The 24,266-nt window shown below is 40.1% G+C and carries 13 protein-coding genes; 6 read left to right on the top strand and 7 right to left on the bottom strand.

Annotated features, from left to right (window positions below; genetic code table 11):
• Positions 1-72: 72 nt before the first annotated feature.
• Complete coding sequence (locus tag CGC64_RS07545; RefSeq protein ID WP_005677351.1) at positions 73-1,920, top strand: right-handed parallel beta-helix repeat-containing protein; 1,848 nt, start codon at positions 73-75, stop codon at positions 1,918-1,920.
• A 36-nt stretch (positions 1,921-1,956) separates the two neighbouring features.
• Here the strand turns inward: CGC64_RS07545 and CGC64_RS19240 are convergent, their stop codons facing one another.
• From CGC64_RS19240 to CGC64_RS07510, 7 genes are all read right to left on the bottom strand, one after another.
• On the bottom strand, positions 1,957-2,079 hold the full coding sequence (locus CGC64_RS19240) for a hypothetical protein (RefSeq protein ID WP_255385480.1): 123 nt from the start codon (positions 2,077-2,079) through the stop codon (positions 1,957-1,959).
• A 729-nt stretch (positions 2,080-2,808) separates the two neighbouring features.
• Positions 2,809-3,354: an RNA polymerase sigma-70 factor gene (locus tag CGC64_RS07535; RefSeq protein ID WP_005677347.1), complete on the bottom strand. Its 546-nt coding sequence runs from the start codon at positions 3,352-3,354 to the stop codon at positions 2,809-2,811.
• Positions 3,355-3,551: 197 nt separating this feature from the next.
• The gene (locus tag CGC64_RS07530; protein ID WP_005677346.1) at positions 3,552-6,428 is read right to left on the bottom strand and encodes a M60 family metallopeptidase; all 2,877 of its coding nucleotides are present in this window, start codon (positions 6,426-6,428) and stop codon (positions 3,552-3,554) included.
• A 118-nt stretch (positions 6,429-6,546) separates the two neighbouring features.
• Positions 6,547-7,464: a discoidin domain-containing protein gene (locus CGC64_RS07525; protein ID WP_022042665.1), complete on the bottom strand. Its 918-nt coding sequence runs from the start codon at positions 7,462-7,464 to the stop codon at positions 6,547-6,549.
• Positions 7,465-7,484: 20 nt separating this feature from the next.
• Entirely contained in the window at positions 7,485-9,392 is a 1,908-nt protein-coding gene (locus CGC64_RS07520; RefSeq protein WP_005677344.1) for a RagB/SusD family nutrient uptake outer membrane protein, read from the bottom strand.
• Between the two features lie 20 nt (positions 9,393-9,412).
• Positions 9,413-12,787, bottom strand: coding sequence for a TonB-dependent receptor (locus CGC64_RS07515; protein WP_005677343.1), 3,375 nt, complete (start codon positions 12,785-12,787; stop codon positions 9,413-9,415).
• Between the two features lie 59 nt (positions 12,788-12,846).
• On the bottom strand, positions 12,847-13,500 hold the full coding sequence (locus CGC64_RS07510; protein ID WP_005677341.1) for a FecR family protein: 654 nt from the start codon (positions 13,498-13,500) through the stop codon (positions 12,847-12,849).
• A gap of 533 nt (positions 13,501-14,033) precedes the next feature.
• On the opposite strand from CGC64_RS07510, the gene CGC64_RS19095 reads away from it, so the two are divergent.
• From CGC64_RS19095 to CGC64_RS07485, 5 genes are all read left to right on the top strand, one after another.
• Entirely contained in the window at positions 14,034-14,708 is a 675-nt protein-coding gene (locus CGC64_RS19095) for a FecR family protein (protein WP_050396680.1), read from the top strand.
• Between the two features lie 35 nt (positions 14,709-14,743).
• Positions 14,744-18,079 (top strand): TonB-dependent receptor, encoded by a 3,336-nt coding sequence (locus CGC64_RS07500; protein ID WP_005677338.1) that lies wholly within the window; start codon positions 14,744-14,746, stop codon positions 18,077-18,079.
• A gap of 26 nt (positions 18,080-18,105) precedes the next feature.
• Positions 18,106-20,037, top strand: coding sequence for a RagB/SusD family nutrient uptake outer membrane protein (locus CGC64_RS07495; RefSeq protein WP_005677337.1), 1,932 nt, complete (start codon positions 18,106-18,108; stop codon positions 20,035-20,037).
• Between the two features lie 21 nt (positions 20,038-20,058).
• Positions 20,059-21,471, top strand: a complete 1,413-nt coding sequence (locus tag CGC64_RS07490; RefSeq protein ID WP_005677336.1) for a BT_3987 domain-containing protein — start codon at positions 20,059-20,061, stop codon at positions 21,469-21,471.
• Between the two features lie 71 nt (positions 21,472-21,542).
• Positions 21,543-24,203, top strand: coding sequence for a M60 family metallopeptidase (locus CGC64_RS07485; RefSeq protein WP_005677335.1), 2,661 nt, complete (start codon positions 21,543-21,545; stop codon positions 24,201-24,203).
• The last annotated feature ends 63 nt before the right edge of the window (positions 24,204-24,266 follow it).

The following is a 24,266-nucleotide window of genomic DNA, read 5'->3' as shown; positions in this document are numbered from 1 at the left end:
AGAATAGATAGGGATACTGGTTAATTAGTAGTATTTATGTAAGAAATAAACATCTAATAAACTACAAAACGCATGAAAAACCTCTTGCCATTGAAATCACTCTTATCATTTGCATTATTGGTTTGTTCTACCAACATTTCTGCAAATAAAATTATCTCGGTTTCTGATTTCGGTTTAAAGCCCGACAGCCGCATCAATGCCGTACCGTTTGTACAAAAAGCAATCAATGCCTGCAAACAACATCCCGGCTCCACACTTGTCTTTCCCAAGGGGAGATATGACTTTTGGGCACAGCACGCCATTGAAAGAGATTATCACGAAACGAATACTTACGATGTCAATCCTAAAATCCTTGCCGTACTGCTGGATCAAGTCAACAACCTGACTATTGACGGCAACGGCTCGGAGTTTATCATGCACGGCCGTATGCAACCCTTCACCTTGGACCGCTGCCAAAACATCACCCTGAAAAACTTCTCCGTTGACTGGGAAATCCCTCTAACCGCCCAAGGCACCGTCACTCAATCCACCCCCGACTATATAGAAGTGGAAATCGACACCCGCCAATATCCTTACATCATAGAGAACAAACGGCTCACCTTTGTCGGCGAAGGTTGGAAAAGCGGGCTGTGGTCTATCATGCAGTTTGACCCTGAAACCCACTTCGTCCTGCCCAATACCGGCGACAACCTGGGATGGCGCCCTTATGATGCGACAGAGGTAAAACCCGGACTGGTACGCCTCGCCGATCCGAAAAGGGAAGCCAACAAACGTTTCCCCGCACCGGGCACTATCCTCGTGTTGAGACATAGTACCCGTGACCATGCCGGTATCTTCATCTACCACAGCACGGACACCAAACTGGAGAATCTGAAGTTATTCCATACCTGCGGATTAGGAATCCTGTCACAATACAGCAAAAATATCGCATTCAACGATGTCCACATCATCCCCAATGCCGCAAAAGGACGTGTATTAAGCGGACACGACGACGGCTTCCATTTTATGGGATGCAGCGGGCTGCTCAAAATAGAAAATTGCAGCTGGGCCGGATTAATGGATGACCCGATCAATATCCACGGAACTTGCTCACGCATCATGGAAGTTCTCTCCCCCACCCGTATCAAATGTAAATTCATGCAGGACATGAGCGAAGGTATGGAATGGGGACGCCCGGACGAAATGATCGGATTCATTGAACACAATACAATGCGCACCGTAGCAACCGGAAAAATGAATAAGTTTGAAGCGCTCAACAAGGCCGAATTTATCATTGAGCTATCCGCCCCGCTCCCTGCCGGAGTAGAGGCCGGATACGTGATAGAAAACCTGACTTGCACACCGGATGCGGAAATACGCAACTGTCATTTCGGAAGTTGCCGTGCACGCGGCTTACTAGTATCAACTCCGGGAAAGGTCGTTATCGAGAATAACATATTCGAATCAAGCGGTTCCGCTATTTTAATTGCCGGAGACGCCAATGCCTGGTATGAATCAGGGGCCGTAAAAGATGTACTTATCCGTAATAATGATTTTCGTTATCCTTGCAACTCTTCAATTTACCAATTCTGCGAGGCTGTGATTAGTATCGACCCGGAAATACCGACGCCGGAACAGAAATATCCCTACCACCGCAATATCCGTATTGTGGATAACACCTTTCATCTTTTCGACTACCCGATCCTCTTTGCCCGCTCGGTAGACGGACTGACTTTCTCCGACAACACGCTGATACGTGACACGACTTACCAACCTTATCATTACCGCAAGGAAGGTATCACGCTGGAAGCCTGCAAATCGGTAGTCATCTCTAATAATAAGATCGAAGGGGATGTGCTAGGGAGAACCGTTAAATTCGACAGGATGAAATCGTCGGATATAAAGATTAGCAAGAATCCTTTTTTCCGAAAATTGAAATAATAAGTTCTGCTACAAAAAAAGTTTTTAGGTTCTTCTTCAAATTTGGTGGTAATTTACCCAGTCGGTGGTATCTCCATTCCCCTCCTTCGGGAAGGAGGGGTGGCTGAAAGCCGGGGTGGTAGGTGGATACACAATGCTGATAATAACTGACTTACGCATTCACCTACCACCTCCCCCTACGGGGACTCCTCCTTCCCGAAGGAGGAGAATGGAGAATACTATCGATTATCAAATTATTATTTCCCTAATTAAGTTTACCACCAAATTTGAAGAAGAACCAGTTTTTATCGATTTAACTCTCATGCCCTCACTAATAGTCTACATTCCTTTATTCATCAGGAATGTAGCTATGAGGGTAACTACAAGAAGTAGCCTGAGGGTAAACAGTTACCTTCAGACCGTATTCTCTGGAGAATTCCCTATACATTTGTTACTAAAAGCATACGGGATTAAAACATGAAGCAATAAGGAAGCAGAGAGGTTTACCTTCATTAGCTTGTTTGTCAACCTTCGTTAGCTTATCAGCTAATCCCGGTAAACGGAGAGGCTAACATTGGTTAGCTGTTGAAGGACAAAGAAGACAAACATAAGTAATCTATATCGTTATTATGATAGACCTTATAGCGTTTCATAAGATATATCAGTGTTTACCGGCTGTATTATGTTGCCGGATAAGCTGTATATAAAGAGATTTATGAGGGTATTTTTTTACTCTCAGGCTGTTCCTTGTAGCAACTCTCATAGCTGCAACCCTGATGAATAAAGGGATGTAGACTATTAATGAGAGTATGAAGGTAAAATTGATAAAAACTTTTTTCTGGAGTCATCTAAAAATTAGAAGTTGAGACTACCGATGGACCTCAAGAACATAATCGTGTAACACTTCATCTACCCCATAAATACTATAAACATCGGAAGATTATCTCTAAGGAATTTCAACGCCATAGTTATCTGTCGCTCTATCGCTTTCTCGGAAACTGCACATCGTTCCGCTATTTCTTTATTAGTCAAATGTTGTTCCCGGCTCATTTTGAAGATCCGCCGCCGTTGAGGAGGAAGCTGTTCAATCAACTTATCAATATAGCTTTTTAAATCGGCCGCATCCAACTCATCTTCTATATCGTATGAATTTTCAAGACCTCGCAGGGCTGTCATTTTAAAATTCAACTCATAAAAATGCCGGCGCGAATAATTAAAGATAATGTTACGGGTAATAATAAAGAGGAAACCGTCAAAGTTCTTGGTTTCATCAAACATTTCCCTTGATTCCCAAACTTTAACAAAAACATCTTGTACCACTTCAGAAACCTCGAAAGACGAAGTTATATAAAGCTGCGCAAAGTTATAGACTTTCAGCCAATAACAGTCATATAGACGCTCAAATGCAATTGTATTTCCAGCCTTTACCTCGGTTAATATCTCTGTTTCATCCATATTGTACAAAAACTATACAAATATAAAAGAAAAATAGATAAACTTCTATATTATTTGAAAAAATCATGCAAAAACAGGTCTTTTTATTCAAATATCTAAAGATTTTACTTTCGAAAGAAAGAGTGCGGAATAACGGAAGAATCTGTTAACCAGAATATTCTTTCATCATCCCGCACCCTGCACTATTGAAAACTTTTTTAATTCATCGTCACTTCCGTACGATCTCCTGTTGCCGACACAGCATACAATTTAAACCCTTCTTTCCAGCTGAGAGGCAAAATAAACGTATGTGTAGAAGATGGAGTGGTTTCACCACTGCAAACAAAAATCAACTTTTCATCTGCATCCTTTACTTCATAAGCCACTACATTTTTCCATCCTTGGATAGTTATCGCTTCACCAATAGCCTCCGTCTTCCCTTCTGTGAAGCTTTTGGCAGTGTGTGTTGCGTGCGAACCTGCCACTACCGATGCCCTACTTTTATATAGTTCAAACGAATTGTCCGATATGTACTCCAAGGCTACATCGGGTTTGGAATATCCCAAGCCATTTACTTTATGCCTTAACGCATCTACCATATCCGGCGTTACGGTAAGATTCCTGGTGTCATAGTCCTCAATTTTTTTATTGACAGGAGTAAGGAATCCCCACTTTTCAAAGAAATCAAGCAGATTCATCTTTGCCGACAGGCAGCAATTATAGACAAAATCCAATTGTATATCTCCGTCCGTCATGCCTGTATAATCTTTATTACGGGCATACTCATAAACATTCGGATAGAATCCGCCTTTGTCCGACTGTTGCAAAGGAGTCCGTCCCAGCACTTTTCCGAAGTAAAGTTCCAGTTGCCAGAAAGGAACCAGTTTGCAGAAGACATCATTCGCATCGTCACCTATATTTGAAAAATCAGCATGAGAACTACCCGCAACGATTATTCCATTCCAGGCTTTTGAGTATCGATTACGGTAAACATCCCCCATGTCTTCAGTTTGTATACGCGAGCCCTGACCAAAAATTGTTGTCTGGATATACTCGGACATAATGTTATTTGTCACTTCCGTCATTCCGATCCACATCACTCCCAAACGAGTCTGGTTACAGTGACCTATTTCGTGTGCCGGTCCCCAGCAAGCGCTTGTCTTAAGTTTGGAAGGATTACAGATATCACTCATCGTCGTTTGATTATAAGCGGTATGATAGGAAGTGGCATACATATATGATTGATACATGACATTCAAGTACATACGGTTTCTGAACATCTTGTCATATTTCTCCAGTCCCAACAACTGCATTTCGTTCAACGCAATCTGGTCATACAAATCAATCAGTTCGTTTCCGTTATTAGCAGCATATTTACGATAGTCATTCGTTTCGAAAGTCATGTGTGCATACTTCCCTACTACGTCAAAATACTTATCCGTAGCTTTTCCCAACAGTTCATTCCAACGTCCCTCATGTTTCTGCGAGTCAAAATAACCGTTTACTGTTCCCGATGCAAAATGAATCTTCACCGGCAACGCAGCCGCATCATCCAACGTCCGGGTATGGTACATCACGTAAACCAATCCTTTCTCACTGATTGTCAACTTGTTCGTTCCTCGACTCAACGGATAGGTCACTCCTCCGAAGCCGTCACTTTCCGGAGCATCCAGATTCTGTACCTTCAAACTGATGTCATAACCGTGCGTATCGCCCACAAGTACAATCAGGTTTTCATTAGCCTTCACCGAAATACCGGTCGGATTGTCTAAAAGACTATACGGATTCGTTTTATGAGTCCCCGATTGAATATCAGGATTCGGATATGCTTTAAATTCACCCACACGGAACTCCGGCTCATATTTACCTTTAATCATGTAATAAGCCAGATTCTTAAAGAACGGGAACTCGCACTTCTCAATGTCAGCCTCAGTAATTCCCGCTTTTAGCTCACTACACGTCTCGTCTGCAAAAAGAGTTGAATAATCAAAGGCTTCGGGATTCTTTGCATAAAATTCCATTTCAGCACAAGAAGCAAACCCTTGTCCATCTCCTGCACCTGTTTTTACGATAAAGCGGAAGGATTTAGCACGAACGGGAGCATCGAATAATACTTTAGTAGCAGAAGCGGAACCTAAGAAATCTTTATCAGCCAAAGGAGTGAAAGCACTCCCATCTTCGGAATATTGAATTTCCACTTCCTTAAACTTTCCGTTGGCACCGTCCGTGCGAGGATAATAAACCAGATAATCGACATCGGACACTTCTTCCAAATTATAAGTCAGTGTAATGGGGAAGTAATTGCTGCCGGAGTTATTCCAACTGGAATGATAAATGGTAGAGTAGTCTCCGTCAAATGATTTTTCAATCTCTCCACCACCTTGGAAAGAAGAAGCGGTCCCATCCTTTACTTTCAATTTAATATCGCCTTTGATATCTTCCCCCGTGTCGGCATTATATTCATTGAGTCCATGTTGGGTGACAGACACGGTGGCAGAAACCGGTACATCGTTTTCCGTTGCATCTTCCGGCAGTTTCTCTGTAAATACGATAGTACCTTGTCTTTTGTTGTCCAATATACTGGCACGTACCGAGTAGCAGTAGTCCGTTGTCACCATTTCGGCAGAACGAGTTTTAGGAGCTTCGACAATCCAGTCGGACAGAACCGGTTCTACCTCAACATTGGTAGTCACAGCAAATTTGATTTGCGCACCTACCGCCGGTACTTCAAACGCTTGCTGATCAATCAAGATAGCCGCTTCATAACCTAGCTGACGGACTCTGATCGTTTTCGATAACCCATCTGCCGTAACCGATACGGTAGCTTCACGTACCAATCTTTCGTCACTTTGATCTACGGATATTTTCAGCAGTTTTCCTACAATCGAAGGGCGGCACCAACTTTTATCCGATTGGGCAGTCCACGCAACAGCATTTGTAGTAATCGTCAGACTTTGTTCGCTTGCTTCACTTTTGAAGTCAACTGTTGTTTTACTGATTTCCAATGTAGCAATTGCTATTTCATCGTCGCTGGAACAAGCCGCCAGCAGACTCAAGGGAATCAAGAAAAGCAGTAATAAATATATTCTTCTCATAGTTTTCAATTTAATTTATAAAAGGGGAAAAAGAACGGAGATACAAATATATCCTAGCAATCATTTGTATCTCCGCTATCAATTCTCTGTCAGAGAACGTCACTTATTTCAAGAGACATTAATCCTCCACTACCACTGTCTCTCCGGTTTCGGGATCATAGATTGTCGTTGTCACTTGTTTCAATGCCAGTTCCGACAGAGCAATCCAGTTACTTCCGGAAGTTGCAGACAATACTTTAAACCAGACATATCGAAATGTTTCATCCGAAGAAATTCTGTCCGACATATATGAGGCTTTCCGAGTTCCCGGAAGTTCTGAAAGAGAAGCCAACTTAGTCGTTCCCGTTTCATTTACATAATCAGGCTTCGATCCCACCAGTTCCTTACTTACCAAAATATCCATTTCTTTCGGATTATCACAGTTTGCGTTATCCCTAGCAGTATAAGTGAAACTAAAAAAGTTTGTTTCTTCTTTTAAATCTACTACGATATAATGCGGAAAAGGAGTCGAAGCACTCCAAGACATATGGAAGTAATTATCAGAAGCAGTACTACCGTCAAACAGATTCTTCAACGGCCCTTCTGATGTTTCCTGAGCATCGGTCCATGCATCTCCTTCTCCCGTTATTTTAAAGTCTTTAGAAATAGTTACAGTCTGCTTATTTGCTGCCGCTGCCTGTGCAGTAATAGAGCAAATTTCTCCGCCATTACCATCAGCACTGCATGGCTGTAACGTAAACACAATATCTCCATATCTTTTCAATAAATTATCCACCAATATCGTATCACTATATACACTAGCCAGACGTAAACACTCCTTACCACTTTCCGGCAATGTATAAGTAACTTTGATATACTTATAATTAGCATTCTCCGGAATCTTCCATTTCAGTTTTACAGCTCCTGCTTTCGCCTCATAAGAGAGTGTACTCGCATCCAAAGCTGTCGGAGTAGGATAAGATTCATCATCAGAGCAAGCAGTAAAAACCGTCACTCCCAAGATTCCCATTATAATATAAGATAATATTTTTTTCATATTAATAGACATTTTATTGATTAATACCCCGGATTATTCACCAATTGTGGGTCTCTGTTTATATCAGTAGAAGGAATTGGCAACAAATACTGAGTAGGAGATTTAAACTTACGCTCAAAACTGATTTCTGTCAGTTTGGCAAAATCATCAATTGTTGACGCTTTAATATTCATACCTTTCGCTTTTACTCCGAAATATTCCTCAGCCAGAAGCCAACGACGCATATCCCAGAAATTTTGATTCTCCAGATACAATTCAATCATTCTTTCCTGACGGACAATTTCCCGAAGTTTAGATTGGTTCAGCGTAGCTATTCCATTCCATGAAGTTTCTAATGTCGGAATTCCTGCACGTTCTCTGATATAATTGATATATGTCTTAGCATTCGTCAAATCATCTGATGTTCCAATTTCAATGCAAGCTTCTGCATAAGCCAAATATAAATCTGCTAATCTAATAACCGGCCAAGGATATTGGTTCAAAGTCGTACTGCTCGTCCCCACGGTAGTATTGGGATCCACTCCTTTTTTATTCAAATATCCACCAGGACTATAGTTACCATCACGCTGCACGTTAGCTGTACCAATACTACAATTACCTCCCAAAAGGAAACTACATACCAAGCGTCCACCATCTACATAACCATCGCTGTAAGCCGGATTTGTAGCATTGTTCAATACCTCAAAGTAACCACCCTGAAAAGCTATCCAAGCATAATAACGAGGCTCACGGTCTAAATTAAAGAGAATTGTTTTCTGACCCTGTGCAGCTTGAGTAGCATGAGCAGCATCTACACTAACCACTTCGGTTTTCACTTTCGATGCAAATTCCGGATCTTCATCCCAAGGCAAACCATTCTTTGTATAAAAGCGATTCAACATAGCCCAAGTAGGACAAACACCATTCCATGCCCAACCGTCTTTCACAAACGGCAATGATTTATTTTGTACGCCATAGCTACCTTCATTCCGAGTTTCGGCAAACAAAACTTCTACGTTACGTGATTCCCAATCCACCATACCTGTACGCAAACATCTGACAGCTCCTTCTTCGGGGTATGGATTAGCTTCTGACTCATCCAGCCGGTAATCTTTCTTTTTATATAAATCATGTCCGTTCAGTACGGCAAGTTCAATAGCCTCTTTACAGGCATCTCTTGCAAGTACCCACTTATTAGCGTCATAAGTAAGCGGCATCAACTGCACACCATCCTTATCTACAAAGTTGCTATAAAATTTTGAATTACCATTGAATAGCGGCGAAGCTGCATAAAGTCGCATCTTTGCCTTTAATGATTTAGCAGCGATACTAGTGGCAAGTCCGAACTCGGAAGCCGTAGAACGAACAGCCGGCAAATCATTGGCAGCTTCGTCAAACAAATTACATATCCATTCCACACATTCATCATAAGGTGTTCTTCCCAAATATTCTTCCACCGGAGTCGTGATAGAAGGTGTTTCTTTTATCAGCAAAGTAGGACCATAACAACGGGCCATCAAATAATGATAATAAGCTATCAGAAATTTAGTCTGTGCCTTATAATCCACTTTCAAATCGTTTCTCAAATCAGCTACCTTGTCAATCCTTTCAAGCAACATATAACATTGGCGGATACCCTGGAAGAAAGTGTCCCAATAAGAAATTACAGGAGTTGCCGCAGAATAGTTTCCTTTAGGGAAACCGGCAAACGTTTCATGCTCGAATGCAGTAATCACCTCATCACCTGTCATCTGGTCCAAGCTACCACTCGATATGTTACACTGCGGCAAATAGGCATAACAAGAATAAAGATAATCTCTCACTGCATCTTTATCAGCATAAGTATCCTCGTCAGTAGTTGTTTCATCCGGAACAATGTCCAGATAGTTACAAGAACTATATCCAATTAATGCAACTAGCAAGAATAAAATTCTATATATTTTTTTCATAATCACTGGTTATTATATGTTTATTTGAATGTAATTTGAACACCTAAGTTGAAAGTTCTCTGAGTAGGATAAGCCATACCTTTTCCTCCACCCATTTCAGGATCCCACAATTTAAACGGAGAGAATGTCAGCAGATTGGTTCCACTCATATAAACTCTTCCCCATTTAAAGTTATAACCAACTTCTGCATTCTTTAATTTCAGGAAAGCGGCGTTTCTCAACCAATAAGTAGAAGATTGCATATTATTATTGTTGTTGTACTTAGTCAAACGGGGATATTTAGCATTCGGATTCTGATTTTCTTTGCTCCAATAATCCTCTGCAATCCACTCCAACACATTGTTTTTACTTTGAGTACCAAAAGGCTCAAAACCACTCATCATCAATGAGACGTTAGCCTGTCCCTGGAAGAATACGGAGAAGTCCCATTTCTTCCAAGTAATAGACGGACCGAAACCATAGATAATTTCAGGAATAGTAGGATGACCAATGGCGACTCTGTCATCGGAGTCTATCTGTCCATCATAATTACCATTTACATCCGGTTGGTCTACATATTTCACATCACCTGCCGCTATTGTTATATTACCTAATGTAGAGGTAGGATTATTCGCTATATCAGCTTCGTCAATATATAGTCCGTCAGCTACATATCCCCATAGTGTATTCAAGGGTTTTCCTACTGCGGACAGAGCCGGACGTATATCAGCGGCCTCATCAGTTTCCATTACACGATTTCTGGCAAACGTAAACGTTCCTTTAAACTGAATTGATAGATCTCTATTGATCTGTTTACCATAATCAACCGCCAGATCAACTCCCCAGTTCTTTACCTTGGCAAAGTTTCCATAGATTACTGTCTTGGCTGCTCCCAGATAATTAGGAATAGAACCTTTTGTAGTAAGGATATTACTTCTGATCTCACGGAATGCGTCAACTGTCAAATTGAGAGAGTTAAATAATTGAATGTCTGCTCCCACATTCAGCTTATGACCTACCTCCCATGTCATATCTTCATTTTCAAATCTTGAGAATGTAGGGCCATTATGTGACTCTTTATGGCTGCCATAACCAGTCTGATAGCTGGGCGAATCATTCAATGTAGTGATTCCCATATACAAGAAACGAGTATAAGGTACTTGGTCGTTACCCACCAAACCATAAGAACCGCGAATTTTGAAATTAGATACTATATTTCTAATTGGTTCCCAGAATTTTTCCTGACTGATATTCCAACCCACTGACACAGAGGGGAAGAATCCGAAACGATGTCCTTTTGCGAAGTTCTCAGATCCATTATAACCAGCATTGAACTCAAATAAATAGCGATTGGCATAATCATAAGCAGCACGAACGGCAATACCCATTCTACGTTTGGGCAAAGAGTTCAATAAACTGGAATTAACATTTGAGTTATATTCATCCTGGTTATACAACAACATACCACCTACATGATGATCGCCAAAAGCACGGTCATAATTAAAGTAACCTTGAATGTAAAAGCGTCTGTCACCATCAGTACCAAAGAAAGAATCTAACGTATGATTGGTTGCATCCCCTATTGAATTTACTGTATAATTATATGTTCCATCTTCATTCTTGGTATAGTCAGTCAACTGGTAAGTATTATAACCCTGTAAACGATATTTGGAATTATAACTCCAGTTCTTAAATGAAATCAATGCTTTGAAGCTCAATCCTTTGGTAATAAAATCAAGTTTCTGATCAAAGTCCAGATTGGCAACGACCGTACTCTCGAACGTATCCTTATATCCCATACTGGACACAGCAACAGGGTTTACAGGATTATAGTTACCTGCCACAATACTACCCCAACGATACCATTTCTCATCTTCTTGCGGATACATTACAGGAAAATCGACCGGGTTAGTTCCCATGATAGCCCCAAAAATATTATCTACACCGGCTCCTTCTGAAGTTGTCAACGGACCATGCATATTGTTCAACTGTACATTCAAGTGTAAAGACAAAGTAGAAGTCTTCGACATATGGAAGTCCACATTATTCTGAAATGCATATTTCATATAGTCGATATTATTCTTATAAGAGAAGAAGTTGCTGGAACGGTCTTTCAGCATACCTGTTTCATGATTGACATTCACATTCATAAAGTAAGTAATCTTGGAAGTACCTCCGCGAACATTGAAGTTAGCTTTCTGATTGAAAGTCGCGTTCTTGAACACTTCGTCGTACCAATCCACATTCGGGTAAATGTATGGATTCAAGTTATTCGCCGTACCATAGATTTTATCATCTGAATACAGTGCATCTCCGGTACCTTGATTAGTAACGGCTTCATTATACATTCTCATAAACGTCACTCCGTCCACCGTTTTCGGGCGCTTAATAGGTGTATTGACGTAAGCCTCTACACGCACACCGATAATCGGTTTTTCAAGGTCGGAACCCGACTTGGTTTTAATGATAAGTACACCATTCGCACCGCGTGTACCGTACATGGCGGAAGCAGTTGCATCTTTCAGTACAGAAAAACTTTCAATGACTTCCGGATCAAGTGCATTCAAATCCGCTTTTGAGATTTCAACTCCGTCAAGTACAATAAGCGGAGTAGCACTGTTCATGGTAGCAACACCACGGATAAAGAAATCCGCACCGTTATTTCCAGGCTCACCACTACGTTGATAAGAGATCACACCGGAAAGGCGACCGGCAAAAGCCGTAGAAAGATTAGCAGTCGGTACTTTCAAATCTGCCGGACGTACAGACTGGATAGAACCTGTTACTGTTTCTTTCTTCTGTCCTGTTCCGAAGGCCGTTACGACTACTTCATCCAGCTGTTCTGCATCGTCAGATAAAGTAACACTCAGTACTTTCTGGTTTCCTACTTTGATCTCCTTAGAAGAATATCCGATAAAAGAGATAACCAGAACATCACTGGAAGTCGCCATAACCTCGAACTTACCATCTACATCGGTAGTCGTACCGGTTTTTGTTCCTTTAATCATAACAGATGCCCCAGGAATGGGATCTCCGGTGGCCGACTCGGTCACTACACCAATAATCTTGTGTTTGGCCGCTTGTTGAGTAGATTCGCCTTCAACTTTTAAAATAACTTCGTTACCTTTAATAGTATAACTGACTCCACTCCCTTTGAATACTTCGTTAAGCACTTCATTAATTGTACCCGAACAATTAATATTTCTAGTTTTTGTGTTTTTCAGGTCTGCTGCATTGTAGAAAAAAGTATAACTACTGTTTTTTTCAATAAGCTGAATAGCCTGTTTAATAGTGATTGACTGCCCTTTTACTGAAACTTGTCCCTGAGCTCCAAGGACAGATAACGGATAAAAAAGCAAAGTGAGGACGATATACTTCAAATATCGCCTGCAACTAGAGATTCTTTGTTTTCTCATGCTTCGACTGATTAGATTAGACATTCGATTAAGTTTATAATAAAATATTTATATTGATATTAATGAATAATAATTTGTTCATTGTGTGTTTCTATGGTCAAATTGAGACTAAAACAGATTTTATCAAGTACATCATCCAAAGTTTCGTCATAACGGATACTCCCACTAAACAATGCTTTTTTTCCTAAATTCCTCTTTAAGACTATATTTGTATTATACATCTGATTGACTGTTTCAATCAGTTGAGTCAACGGAACATCTTCAAAGTTATATCTTCCATTTTCCCAACTGATATTTGAGATATTCTCTATTTGTGTTTGTGCATTATCTACATTATAAGTCACTTTCTGAAGTGGTTGCATGACTATTTTCTTCCCGGTAGATTCAACATTAAATTCTATCTTACCATGAAACAGCGTAATTTCATTCTGCTTTATATCATCTTGCTTGACAAGAAAGCAAGTTCCCTTCACTTCTATAAAAGCTTTATTAATGTGTACTTGAAAAGTACTTCCCTCGTGCTTATAAACTTCAAATAATGAATTACCACTCAACCAGACTTTTCTGTCTTTATTAAAATCTTTTGCAAATTGAATAGAACTTCCGGGCTTCATCCAGACCTTGGTGCTATCCGGCAAAATATACATCATACTTTGTTGGGCTTCAATCCTTACCAACTCATTCATTTCCGCTTTATTATCACCTAAAATCATCCAAAGTCCACCTATCAACAATAGGATAGCTACTGAAGCGGCAGCCAAATATGGCCTTAGTTCTACAAGAACTTAGTAATACATCTCACATCTTTTTTATTTTTTTTCGCATTAATCAATTAACTACATTGCTAATTATCAGACAATTACAGTTTACGTTCAAAAAAACTTTCACTTTTTTACAAAGTCGATGTGGGGTTAGAAAGAGCTGGTGTGTATTTATAGTATATGAGCAACAATAGAGTTTAAAACCAACAAGGTAGAATAGAATGGATAAGGTCGAAAGGAAAAGATTAATCAAAAGTCTGCTGTCAGGTAGACTCTCCAAAAAGCAACGGAAAGCCTTTGCTGACTTGGAATCGGTAGATATAGAAATAAAAAAACAATGGAATGAATCTGGAAACAGAGCTGCTGATATGGCAATAAAAGAACAAATATGGAAAAAGGTAAAAACTAAATGTGAATACAGGAAAAATAACAGAGTTCTTGTAGAACCAAGGTGGTATTTTGCCGCTGCCTCAATTGCACTTTTATTGACAATAGGCGGATTCTGGTTAACGTTTAAAGGCGACAAGATAGCTAATGAGCTTATTAAAATTACAGCTCAGCAGAACCAGATGTACACTCTTCCGGATAGCAGCAAAGTATGGATGGAGCCCGGAAGTTCTATTCAATATACAAAATCTTTTAACAAAGAAAGAAAAGTCTGGTTGAGTGGTAATTCATTATTTGAAGTTTATAAGCATGAAGGAAGTACTTTCCAAGTATATATCGACAAGGCTTTTATTGAAGTAAAAGGAACTTGCTTCCATATCAAACAAACCGATGCCGAAAAGAACGAAATTACATTGTTTCGTGGAAAGATAGAATTTAATGTTGAATCCACCGGACAAAAAACAGTAATGAAGCCTTTACAAAGAGTGATATACAATCCGCGTAATGCTGAAATGAGAGTAGAACAGATTACTAATATAAAATGGGAAAACGGAAAATATAACTTCACGGATATTCCCTTGCAAGAGCTTATTAGTATCATCAATCAAATGTACAACTCCGACGTCACATTAGCAAAAGGTATCAATCATGAATCAGCATTTACCGGAAGCATTCGCTATGACGAACCATTGGAAGATGTAGTCAACAAAATTTGTTTCACATTAAACCTGAATAAAGAAGAACATGCAAATAAAATCATTATAAAAAAATAATAATTAAACTTATGTCTAATCTAAAATGCTAAAGCATGAGAAAAATTCAAATTTCTTACAAGCAACGATATCTGAAGTATATCGTATTGCTGTTGCTTTTTTACCCGCTCAACATCCTAGGAGCACAAGGAGTAATCTCAGTAAAAGGGCAAGCAATGACTATCAAACAAGCAATCCAGCTAATTGAAAAAAACAGTAATTACACATTTTTCTACAATGCTGCAGACTTGAAAAACACAACCAACAAAAATCTAAATTGTGAAGGGACTATTGAAGAAGTTTTAAAAGAAGTCTTCAAAGGTAGCGGAATCACCTACATGATCAAAGGTAACGAGATCATATTAAAGGTAAACAAAGAGGAAGCCGCACAGCAACAACCCAAAAAGAAACGTACCGTTACGGGTACGGTGGTAGACGCTGAAAATGGCGATCCGGTTATCGGTGCTACTGTTGTAGTGAAAGGACAGAAGGACGGAGTAATTACCGATTTGGATGGTAATTTCACGATTGCTATCAGCGGCTCGAAAGCACAGCTGGAATTCAGTTACATCGGTTACAGAAAGAAAACAGTCGATGTAGGCGATCTTGGTGTCATCAACGTAAAAATGGAATCAGACAACCAACTGCTGAGTGAAGTTGTAGTAGTAGGTGCCGGTACACAGAAGAAAGTCAGTGTAACAGGGTCAATCACCAGTGTGAAAGGTCTGGAACTGAAAGCTCCAAGTTCTTCGCTTACCACCTCCTTTGCGGGAAAACTGGCAGGTGTTATTTCTATGACTTCGACCGGCGAACCGGGTGCCGCTTCCGAATTCTACATTCGCGGTGTGAGTACCTTTGGCGGACGAGCCACTCCTTTAATACTTTTGGATGATGTAGAAATTTCTACGGCAGACCTGAATAATATTCCGGCTGAAACGATTGAAAGTTTCTCTATTTTGAAAGATGCTTCTGCGACCGCTATCTACGGTGCCCGTGGTGCCAACGGCGTTATGCTCATCACTACCAAGACCGGTAAAGAAAACGAGAAAACCAGAATTAACGTCACGGTTGAGAACTCTTTCAATAAACCGATGAACTTCCCCGACTTTGTAAATGGTGCCACTTGGATGGAAATGTACAACGAAGCCCAATTGACACGTAATCCGGGAGCGACCCCAAAATATTCGCAACTTGACATCGACAACACACGCAACCAAGTTAATCCTTACATTTATCCGGATGTACAATGGAAAGACGTCATCTTCAAAAACATGAATATGAATCAGCGTGCCAATGTCAACATCTCAGGCGGTGGTTCAAAAGCATCTTATTATATGAGCTTGCAAGCCAATCACGATACAGGTTTGCTGGATACAAAGAAAGTATATTCGTATAATAATAATATAAACAATTGGGGATATAATTTCCAAAACAATATCTCTTACAAAATAACATCTACAACTAAAATCGATTTACACATGAACGCCCAGATTCGTAACAAGAAGGGACCGAACTACAGTACTTCCGATTTATTCGCTCAGATGTTGTATTGTAATCCTATTAACTTCCCCGTTACTTTCCCGGCACAACCCGGAGACACACATATCCGTTTTGGTAATGCTATATGGACAGGATCTTCGGTACGTACCAACCCGTATGCTTATATGTTGAGTTCATTCAAGGAATATAATGAGAACACACTCAATACTTCTTTAAAAATCAACCAAAAACTTGATTTCGTAACTAAGGGGTTAAGCGTACAAGCAATGGTCAATTGGAAGAATTGGGCTTCATCTTCCTACAACCGGACGATCGAACCTTATTATTATGGTATTAAAGGAGGAAGTTATAACCCTTCAAATCCTACTGATTATGAAATTGAACGCCTGGGAACATCAGGAACTGACTATCTGAAAACATCAGATATAAGCAAAGCTTCCGACCAGACTTTCTATCTGGACGCCCGCGTGAATTATGACCGCCAGTTCAACCTGCATCATGTAACAGGAATGTTGATGTATATGCAACGTGAATATCGTAGTAGCGTACTACCCGAACGCAATCAAGGATTCTCAGGACGTTTTACTTACGACTACGGTCAGCGCTATCTGGTAGAACTGAATTTCGGTTATAACGGAACAGAACGTCTGGCCAAGAAAGAACGTTTCGAATTCTTCCCCGCCGTATCTCTAGGCTGGGTAATCAGTAACGAAAAGTTCTTTGAACCGATGACCAAGTATATAGATAACCTGAAAATCAGAGGATCTTATGGTCTGGTAGGTAGTGACGAAACCGGACTTTCTGCCGGTGCACAACACTTCCTGTATATCGACCAAGTATCGCTCAATAACATAGGCTTCACTACCGGTGTAGATATGAACTATACCCTATATGGACCTTTAGTAACCAATTATGCAGTTGTTAATGGCGGTTGGGAACGCGTAAAGAAACTGGATATAGGTATCGACCTCGAATTATTCCGCCAGTTGACTATTACTGCCGATTATTTTAATGAGAAACGTTACAATATCCTGCTCCACCGCGAAGCATGGCCGGAATCTCTTGGATATTATACAGCTAAACCTTGGAGCAATAAAGGTAAAGTTGATAACTGGGGTATTGAACTAAGTGTAAACTGGAGAAAAGAATTCACAAAAGATTTATATGTAGATTTCCGTGGAAACTTCACATATACTGAAAACAAATATGTCAACCTGGATGAACCGGTTTATCCCTATGTATGGAAAACATCTACAGGCAAACCGTTAAGCCGCACAACCGGATATATCGCCCAAGGATTATTCAGCAGTCAGGAAGAAATCGATAATAGCCCGACACAGAATCTTGGTAGTACTGTTAAACCGGGAGACATAAAATACCGTGATGTAAACGGAGATGGTAAAATAGATGGCAGTGACCAAGTAATGATCTCTCCTTATGGAACTACCCCCCGCATCCAATATGGTTTGGGAATGAATGTAACCTATAAAAAATTCGATTTCGGTGTATTCTTCAATGGGTCGGCTAAACGCACTATCATGATTAGCGGTATTTCACCATTCGGCCAAAGTGACTATAATGTCATGCAATTCATTGCAGATGACTACTGGTCTGAGTCAAATCCCAATCCGAATGCTAAATATCCGCGCTTAGGATTAACTAGTTCACAAACAGCCAATAATACAGTAGCTAGTACTTACTGGATGCGTAACGGTAATTTCATCCGTTTCAAGACACTGGAACTGGGATATAAATTCAAATATGGACGCGTATACCTGAACGGTGACAATATAGCCGTATTCAGTCCGTTCAAGCTATGGGACCCGGAACTATCATGGAATGCTTATCCTTTGCAGCGTACATTCAACATCGGAGTACAACTTAATTTCTAATATATGAACCTAAATACGAGATAAATATGAGACTTATAGATAAAATAAAGAAGATGGGTAGTCTGTTAATACTCTCTACGTGCTGCCTGACATCTTGCAATTTCCTAGATGTAGTACCTCCCGAACAAGCAGGTCTGGGAGATGCCGTTAAAAAGCCGGAAAGTACACTTGGCTTCCTCTACTCATGCTATGCAGGAATCAAAGGTTCATCCAACCCAATTACTTATACCGGAATGGAAGCTGCATCTACTGATGAATTTGTATTCCCGGAATTATGGGGACACAGCGGACAACGTGCCGGTTGGGGACTGCTGACTCCGGAATCTCCCGGAGACTGGAAATGGGGTAATATCTACCGCTATATCGGACAATGTTATCTGTTTCTGTCCCAATTACCAAATGCCCTCGATGTATCGGAAGTACAAAAAAGAGAATGGACTGCCGAAGCCAATTTCCTAATTGCTTACTATCATTTCCTGATATTAGAATACTATGGCCCGTGCCCTATCACTGATTCATACATTGATATGGATACACCGAACAATGAATATCACGGACGTTATCACTTTGATTACGTAACAAGCTGGATTTCCATGAAACTGGACGAAGCAGCTAAAGATCTTCCGGCCTCCCGTATCGGTTCGGAATGGGGACGTGCAACTTCCACTATTGCAAAAGCAGTAAAAGCACGCTTGTTGCTCTATGCAGCTTCTGACTTATGGAATGGGAAATTCCCTTATCCGGATTGGAAAAACAAGAATTTCGAAACACCGGGATATGGGAAAGAATTAGTCAGCCAGGTTTATGATCCCGATAAATGGGAACGCGCACTGACTGCTTGTAAAGACGCACTGGAATGGGCAGAAGGAGAAGGCGGATGCGGACTGATGACTACTAAAGAAAGTGCAATCCTTATGGGTAATCAAGGACTTAATCTAGGAGAGCTTGATGTTCCCGTAGACGGAGTTACCGAAGAATTCAAAAAACATGTTTATTTGATGCGTTATCTCGTAACTAGTCGTTACTCGGATGGTAACCGTGAAATGATATGGGGACTTGCAGATGACGGTGGTGTAGTAATGGCTTCTTTACCCGTACACGTGGTAAAAGTAGACGGAGGCCCTTGGAGAAGTGGATATAGCGGCTACTCTCCTTTATTAAACAGTGTAGAGCGATTCTATACCAAAGAAGGAGAATTACCTCGAATTGCTGCCAATAAAGGGACTTTCGCAGAAGAAGATTCATGGTATGAATCTGCAGGAAGAAGCAATGCGGATATTATCAAGTTAAATACCAACCGCGAACCACGATTCTATGCATGGCTTTCATTTGACGGAGACCAATACAGCCCACGAATTTCAGGCGGCAAACCTCTGGTACTCAATCTTAAGAAAGGCGAAGCACAAGGTTGGAACAGAACTGAATTCGCCCGTGATCACTGTGTCACAGGATACATGTCAAAGAAATTTATCCAGCCCGACCTGAACTGGGGTACAAACTGGAGTAACAACGAAAAAAGCTATCCACGTCCTCTCTTCCGCTTAGCAGAACTTTACCTGAGTGTAGCCGAATGTTTGGCAGCTTTAGACAGACCCAAAGAAGCACTTACGTATCTTAACGTAGTTCGTGAACGTGCCGGTATACCGGATGTAACAGAAGAAATGCTGAATGATATGCCGGCCATGGATTGGATACGCAACGAACGTTTTGTAGAACTATGGGGAGAAGGCCTACGCTATTACGACGCACGACGTTGGATGATTGCCCCTGAAGTTTTTGCAGCTGGCGTACGTAAAGGGTTGAATATGGAACAAGTAGAAGAACCTACTTTCGAAGAGTTAAATCAACCTGTTATTGTAAATCAAGATTACAAATGGGAAAACCGTATGTATCTGGCACCTATATTTGCTAACGAAACATACAAGAATCCACAAATGGTTCAAGCACCCGAATATTAATCTTTAAACTGTTTACAAATTATGAAACAAATATTATACTCACTTCTTTTCTTGGGTTCACTCGCCACATTTACCGGATGTGAAGAAGCTGACTACCAAGAACTGATACCCCAAGAGTACAACAAGATTCTTTATTTAAAGAATAGCGGACAGAACGATCTGGTACTCTTCAACGATGGACAACAAGTAAAATATTCTATTACTGTAGTCAAATCCGGAAGCGATCCTTCCGCTACGGCCCAAGTCAGACTAAGCACATTATCTCAGACTGAAATTGATAATGAATCACGTTACAAAGGCAACAACTATGTTGTATTGAACAGTGATTGTTATACTTTCCGGAATAAGGATATTAGTTTCGAATCCTCAGATACCTATAAAATAGAAGAGTTTACATTAAATCCGGAAAAAATAACAGAACAGGTGGAAGCGGAAGCTAATGCCAACAGCATCTTTATTTTACCTATCCGCTTAACCAGTAAAACTGATTCTGTCAATTTTGAGCAAAGAGACTTAATTCTTAAACCTCAAGTGAAACAGCTAGGTATCAAATTTGAGAAATCATCCACAATGATAGACCTGGGAGTTAATAAGGAAGAAGAAATTATTGCTGAAATCAAAGTCTCCATGACATCCGGAGTCATCAACCAGTGGAATTTTACGGCCGGTATAAAAGCCAGCACTGACCAAACAGAAATAGATGCATACAATACGGCCCAAGGAACAGATTACAAAGCAGTTCCGGAAGGAGCGTTTTATCAACTGGAAGATTTGATATTCAGTTCCGGAATTAGTGAAAGCGTCGGGGTTTTAGTAGTAGACCGTTCTAAATTGACTAAAGGGGCGACTTATTTAATTCCACTACAACTTGAACAAAGTGAAGATCTTGAAACTATTACCTCGGACACTAAAAAACATTATGTAATCTTGAAGTATATGTTCGATATGGTGGATGATAAGATTGACTTGACAGATAAAATTACTGATCCGTTGAGTTGTGGAGCTAATTCACTAAGTTTTCTTTACGATGACGATACCAGTACAGCTTATGAAACCAAATATCAATCAGCAAGCGGAAATGCTCAGTATGGACAACCTATTGACATCAATTTAGGTAAAGAAATGAGAGCTATCATGTTTGAGTATATTACAAAAGGTTGGAATAACTCAGGACCTAAAGTAATTAAGTTATTTACTAGTAATGACGGAACAAATTGGAATGAGTTTGTCGAAATAAACGAAGGATTACCAACAGCAAGTGAAGGAGGAAAAACATATACCTCAAAAGTATTTACGTCGCCTAATCCTTTCAGCTATCTAAGATTGACAGTAATGGAGTCTTATTTAGGAAATTGCATAGGAGAATTCCAGCCAGGTAGTACTTCATGGTATGCATGTTGGGGAATGGCCGAACTTAAATTATGGGGAATGTAATCACTAAAGTTAATACATAGGAAACGCTCTTATTGTTTATAGAACGGTTTCCTATACAAATCCAATAACTTATGAAATATATACATTTATATTTAACATACTTCTTATGTCTAATAACATCCTTAATATATACCGGATGTAAGGACGATGAGAGTGAACTGATTCCAAATACATTTGAAATCAGCAGTAGTGACCTGAACAAAGAGATTGACTTTAGAAGCACTACAATGTCAATCCCGGTAAAAACAAATCTGCGAACCAGCCAATGGAGCGTCAATTCCGACGAAAAATGGGCTACAGCTTTCCAACAGGATGATAAAATAATGCTTTCTATCCTTGATAATCAAGGAAAAACAAAACGTTATGCCAAATTAGCTGTTAAATCTGAGTTGGGCAATTATACCATTAATTTAACCCAATATGGAGTTAATGATGTTGATTTCAGAAACGATACTCAAATAGCCATAGTAAGTGGAAATGCTATCTCACAAGGAGATAACTGGAGCATCGAAAAGACATTCGACGGAATCAAAGGCTCACAGACACAAGGTGATGGATATCATTATCATTCTCCTTGGGATAATACGACTCATCCACTGCCTATAGATCTAGAATATACACTTCAAGGAGATAAACAAGTCGATTATTTTATCTATTATCCTAGAAACGGAAACGGAAACTTCGGAGCAGTCGATGTTTACGTTCAAACAGCGGATAATCCGAATTATGTTCTTGCAGGTACTTATGATTTCGGACAGCAGGGCGGGTTTGACGGCAAGACCGGAATACTAACTAAAACGGTCAAAGCCACTAAAGTTAAAATCACCGTTAAGACGGGTTTAGGAGGCTTCGCCAGTTGTGGAGAAATGGAGTTTTTTGAAAAAGCAAATTACAGAGATTTGAATGATCCACTCCTGACTGTCTTTACAGATCTTACTTGTAGTTCCTTGAAAGAAGGAGTTACCGACGAAGAAATCGATGCATTGGAAAGTGAAACTTTCAGACGTGTGGCCCATGCATTAAAAGATAACACTTATGACGAATGGGAGAAAGATTTCCGTATACGCGAATATAAAGCATATAGCAATATCGACTACTGGGCAACAAGACTACAAACAAAGAAATACAGTAATCTAGACAATCCGACCGGAATCTACGTCAACAAAGATGAAGAAATCATAGTATTAGTAGGTAATATCCCGGAAGGACAAAAAGTATCATTACAATGTATTTGGGAGGAGAATGTCTATACAAGCGGTAGCTCCACTGACTACTACAAGCAAACACAGGCAACCGGAACGACCTACTCTTTGGAAGAAGGGGTTAACTTATTAAAGATGCAAGGTCCCGGTCAATTGTTCGTTATGCACAATGTGGATGGAGAACAGTTGCTTAACAACCCTGCTCCTATCAAAATACATATTCCTCTAGGACACGGTGTAGTTAATGGTTTCTTCGATCTGGAAGAACACAAGACAGATGCTAAATATGCAGAATTAATCAGTAAAGCCACCCATAAATATTTCTGTGTACGTGGAGAACGAATGATGTTCTATTTCCATCGTCTGAAAATGTTGGATGCTGCTCCGACTGAAATTTTATCCGCTATTCATCTTTGGGATGACATTGTCGGTTGGGAACAATCGTTAATGGGAATCTCTCAATACAGACAGGACGGAAAAATCAATAACCACATGTTTGCCATTTCTCCTGAAGGTTCGTATATGTGGGCATCTGATTATCGTATGGGATTCGTATATACGTATCTGAAAAATATTCTTTTACGTGAAAATGTAATGGCAGCAGAAGATAATGCTTGGGGACCTGCCCACGAAATGGGACACGTACATCAAGCAGCTATCAACTGGCCGTCGTCCACCGAATCATCCAACAATCTGTTCTCTAATTACGTAATTCGCAGATTAGGAAAATATAAGTCACGCGGACGAGGCTTGACATCTTTAGCCAATGCAATTTATAGAGATAAGCAGGTATGGTGGAATATGGGTACTTCTACTCACCAGAATGAAGATACTGAGATTCACATGCGTATGAATTGGCAGCTATGGATCTATTATGATTTATGTAAAGGTAACGAACAGGAAGCTAAATTCTGGCCTAAAGTATTCGATATCATGCGTACAACATATAAAAATGTGCCAGAAAGCGATCCGGGAGCAAGACAATTGGCTTTCGTCAAAGCTGTATGCGAAGCTGCCCAGGAAGACCTTACGGATTTCTTCGAAACATGGGGATTCTTCAAAACTGTAGATAATGTAAAAGTAGAACAATACGGTACATGGACTTATACAGTGACTGACAAGATGATAGCAGATACTAAAGCATGGATTAAAACTCAGAATTATCCGAAGGCCGCTCCAATACAATATATTGAAGATCGTAAAATTTCAGATTTTACATCCGGCGACTACCGATATAAAGAGGTTGGAGACTTAGGATATTATACCCAGTTCCAGAACAATGAAAAGATTACTAAAACTCCAACCTATACAATGGTGGCATCTGTGACAGGAAGTGAAATCACAATTAAGAATGGAGAACAAGCCGTAGCCTTCGAAGTAAGAAAGCAATCAACAGACGGTACTATGGGCGAAGTTGTTTATTTCTCTAACTTCTTAAAATTCAGTGTACCGAGAAATATTCCTTTAATCCGTACAGGCATTTATGCCGTGCAGGCTGATGGAGAACGTATTCTTGTGAATAAAGAATAAGTTGCATTTCACGATAATTATTTATAAAAATGGCAGGTAATATATGCCTGCCATTTTTATTAC

The sequence above is a fragment of the Bacteroides caccae genome, from assembly GCF_002222615.2.
In the GTDB taxonomy this organism is placed as follows: Bacteria; Bacteroidota; Bacteroidia; order Bacteroidales; family Bacteroidaceae; genus Bacteroides; species Bacteroides caccae.
This window is presented reverse-complemented; position numbering and strand designations above follow the sequence as displayed.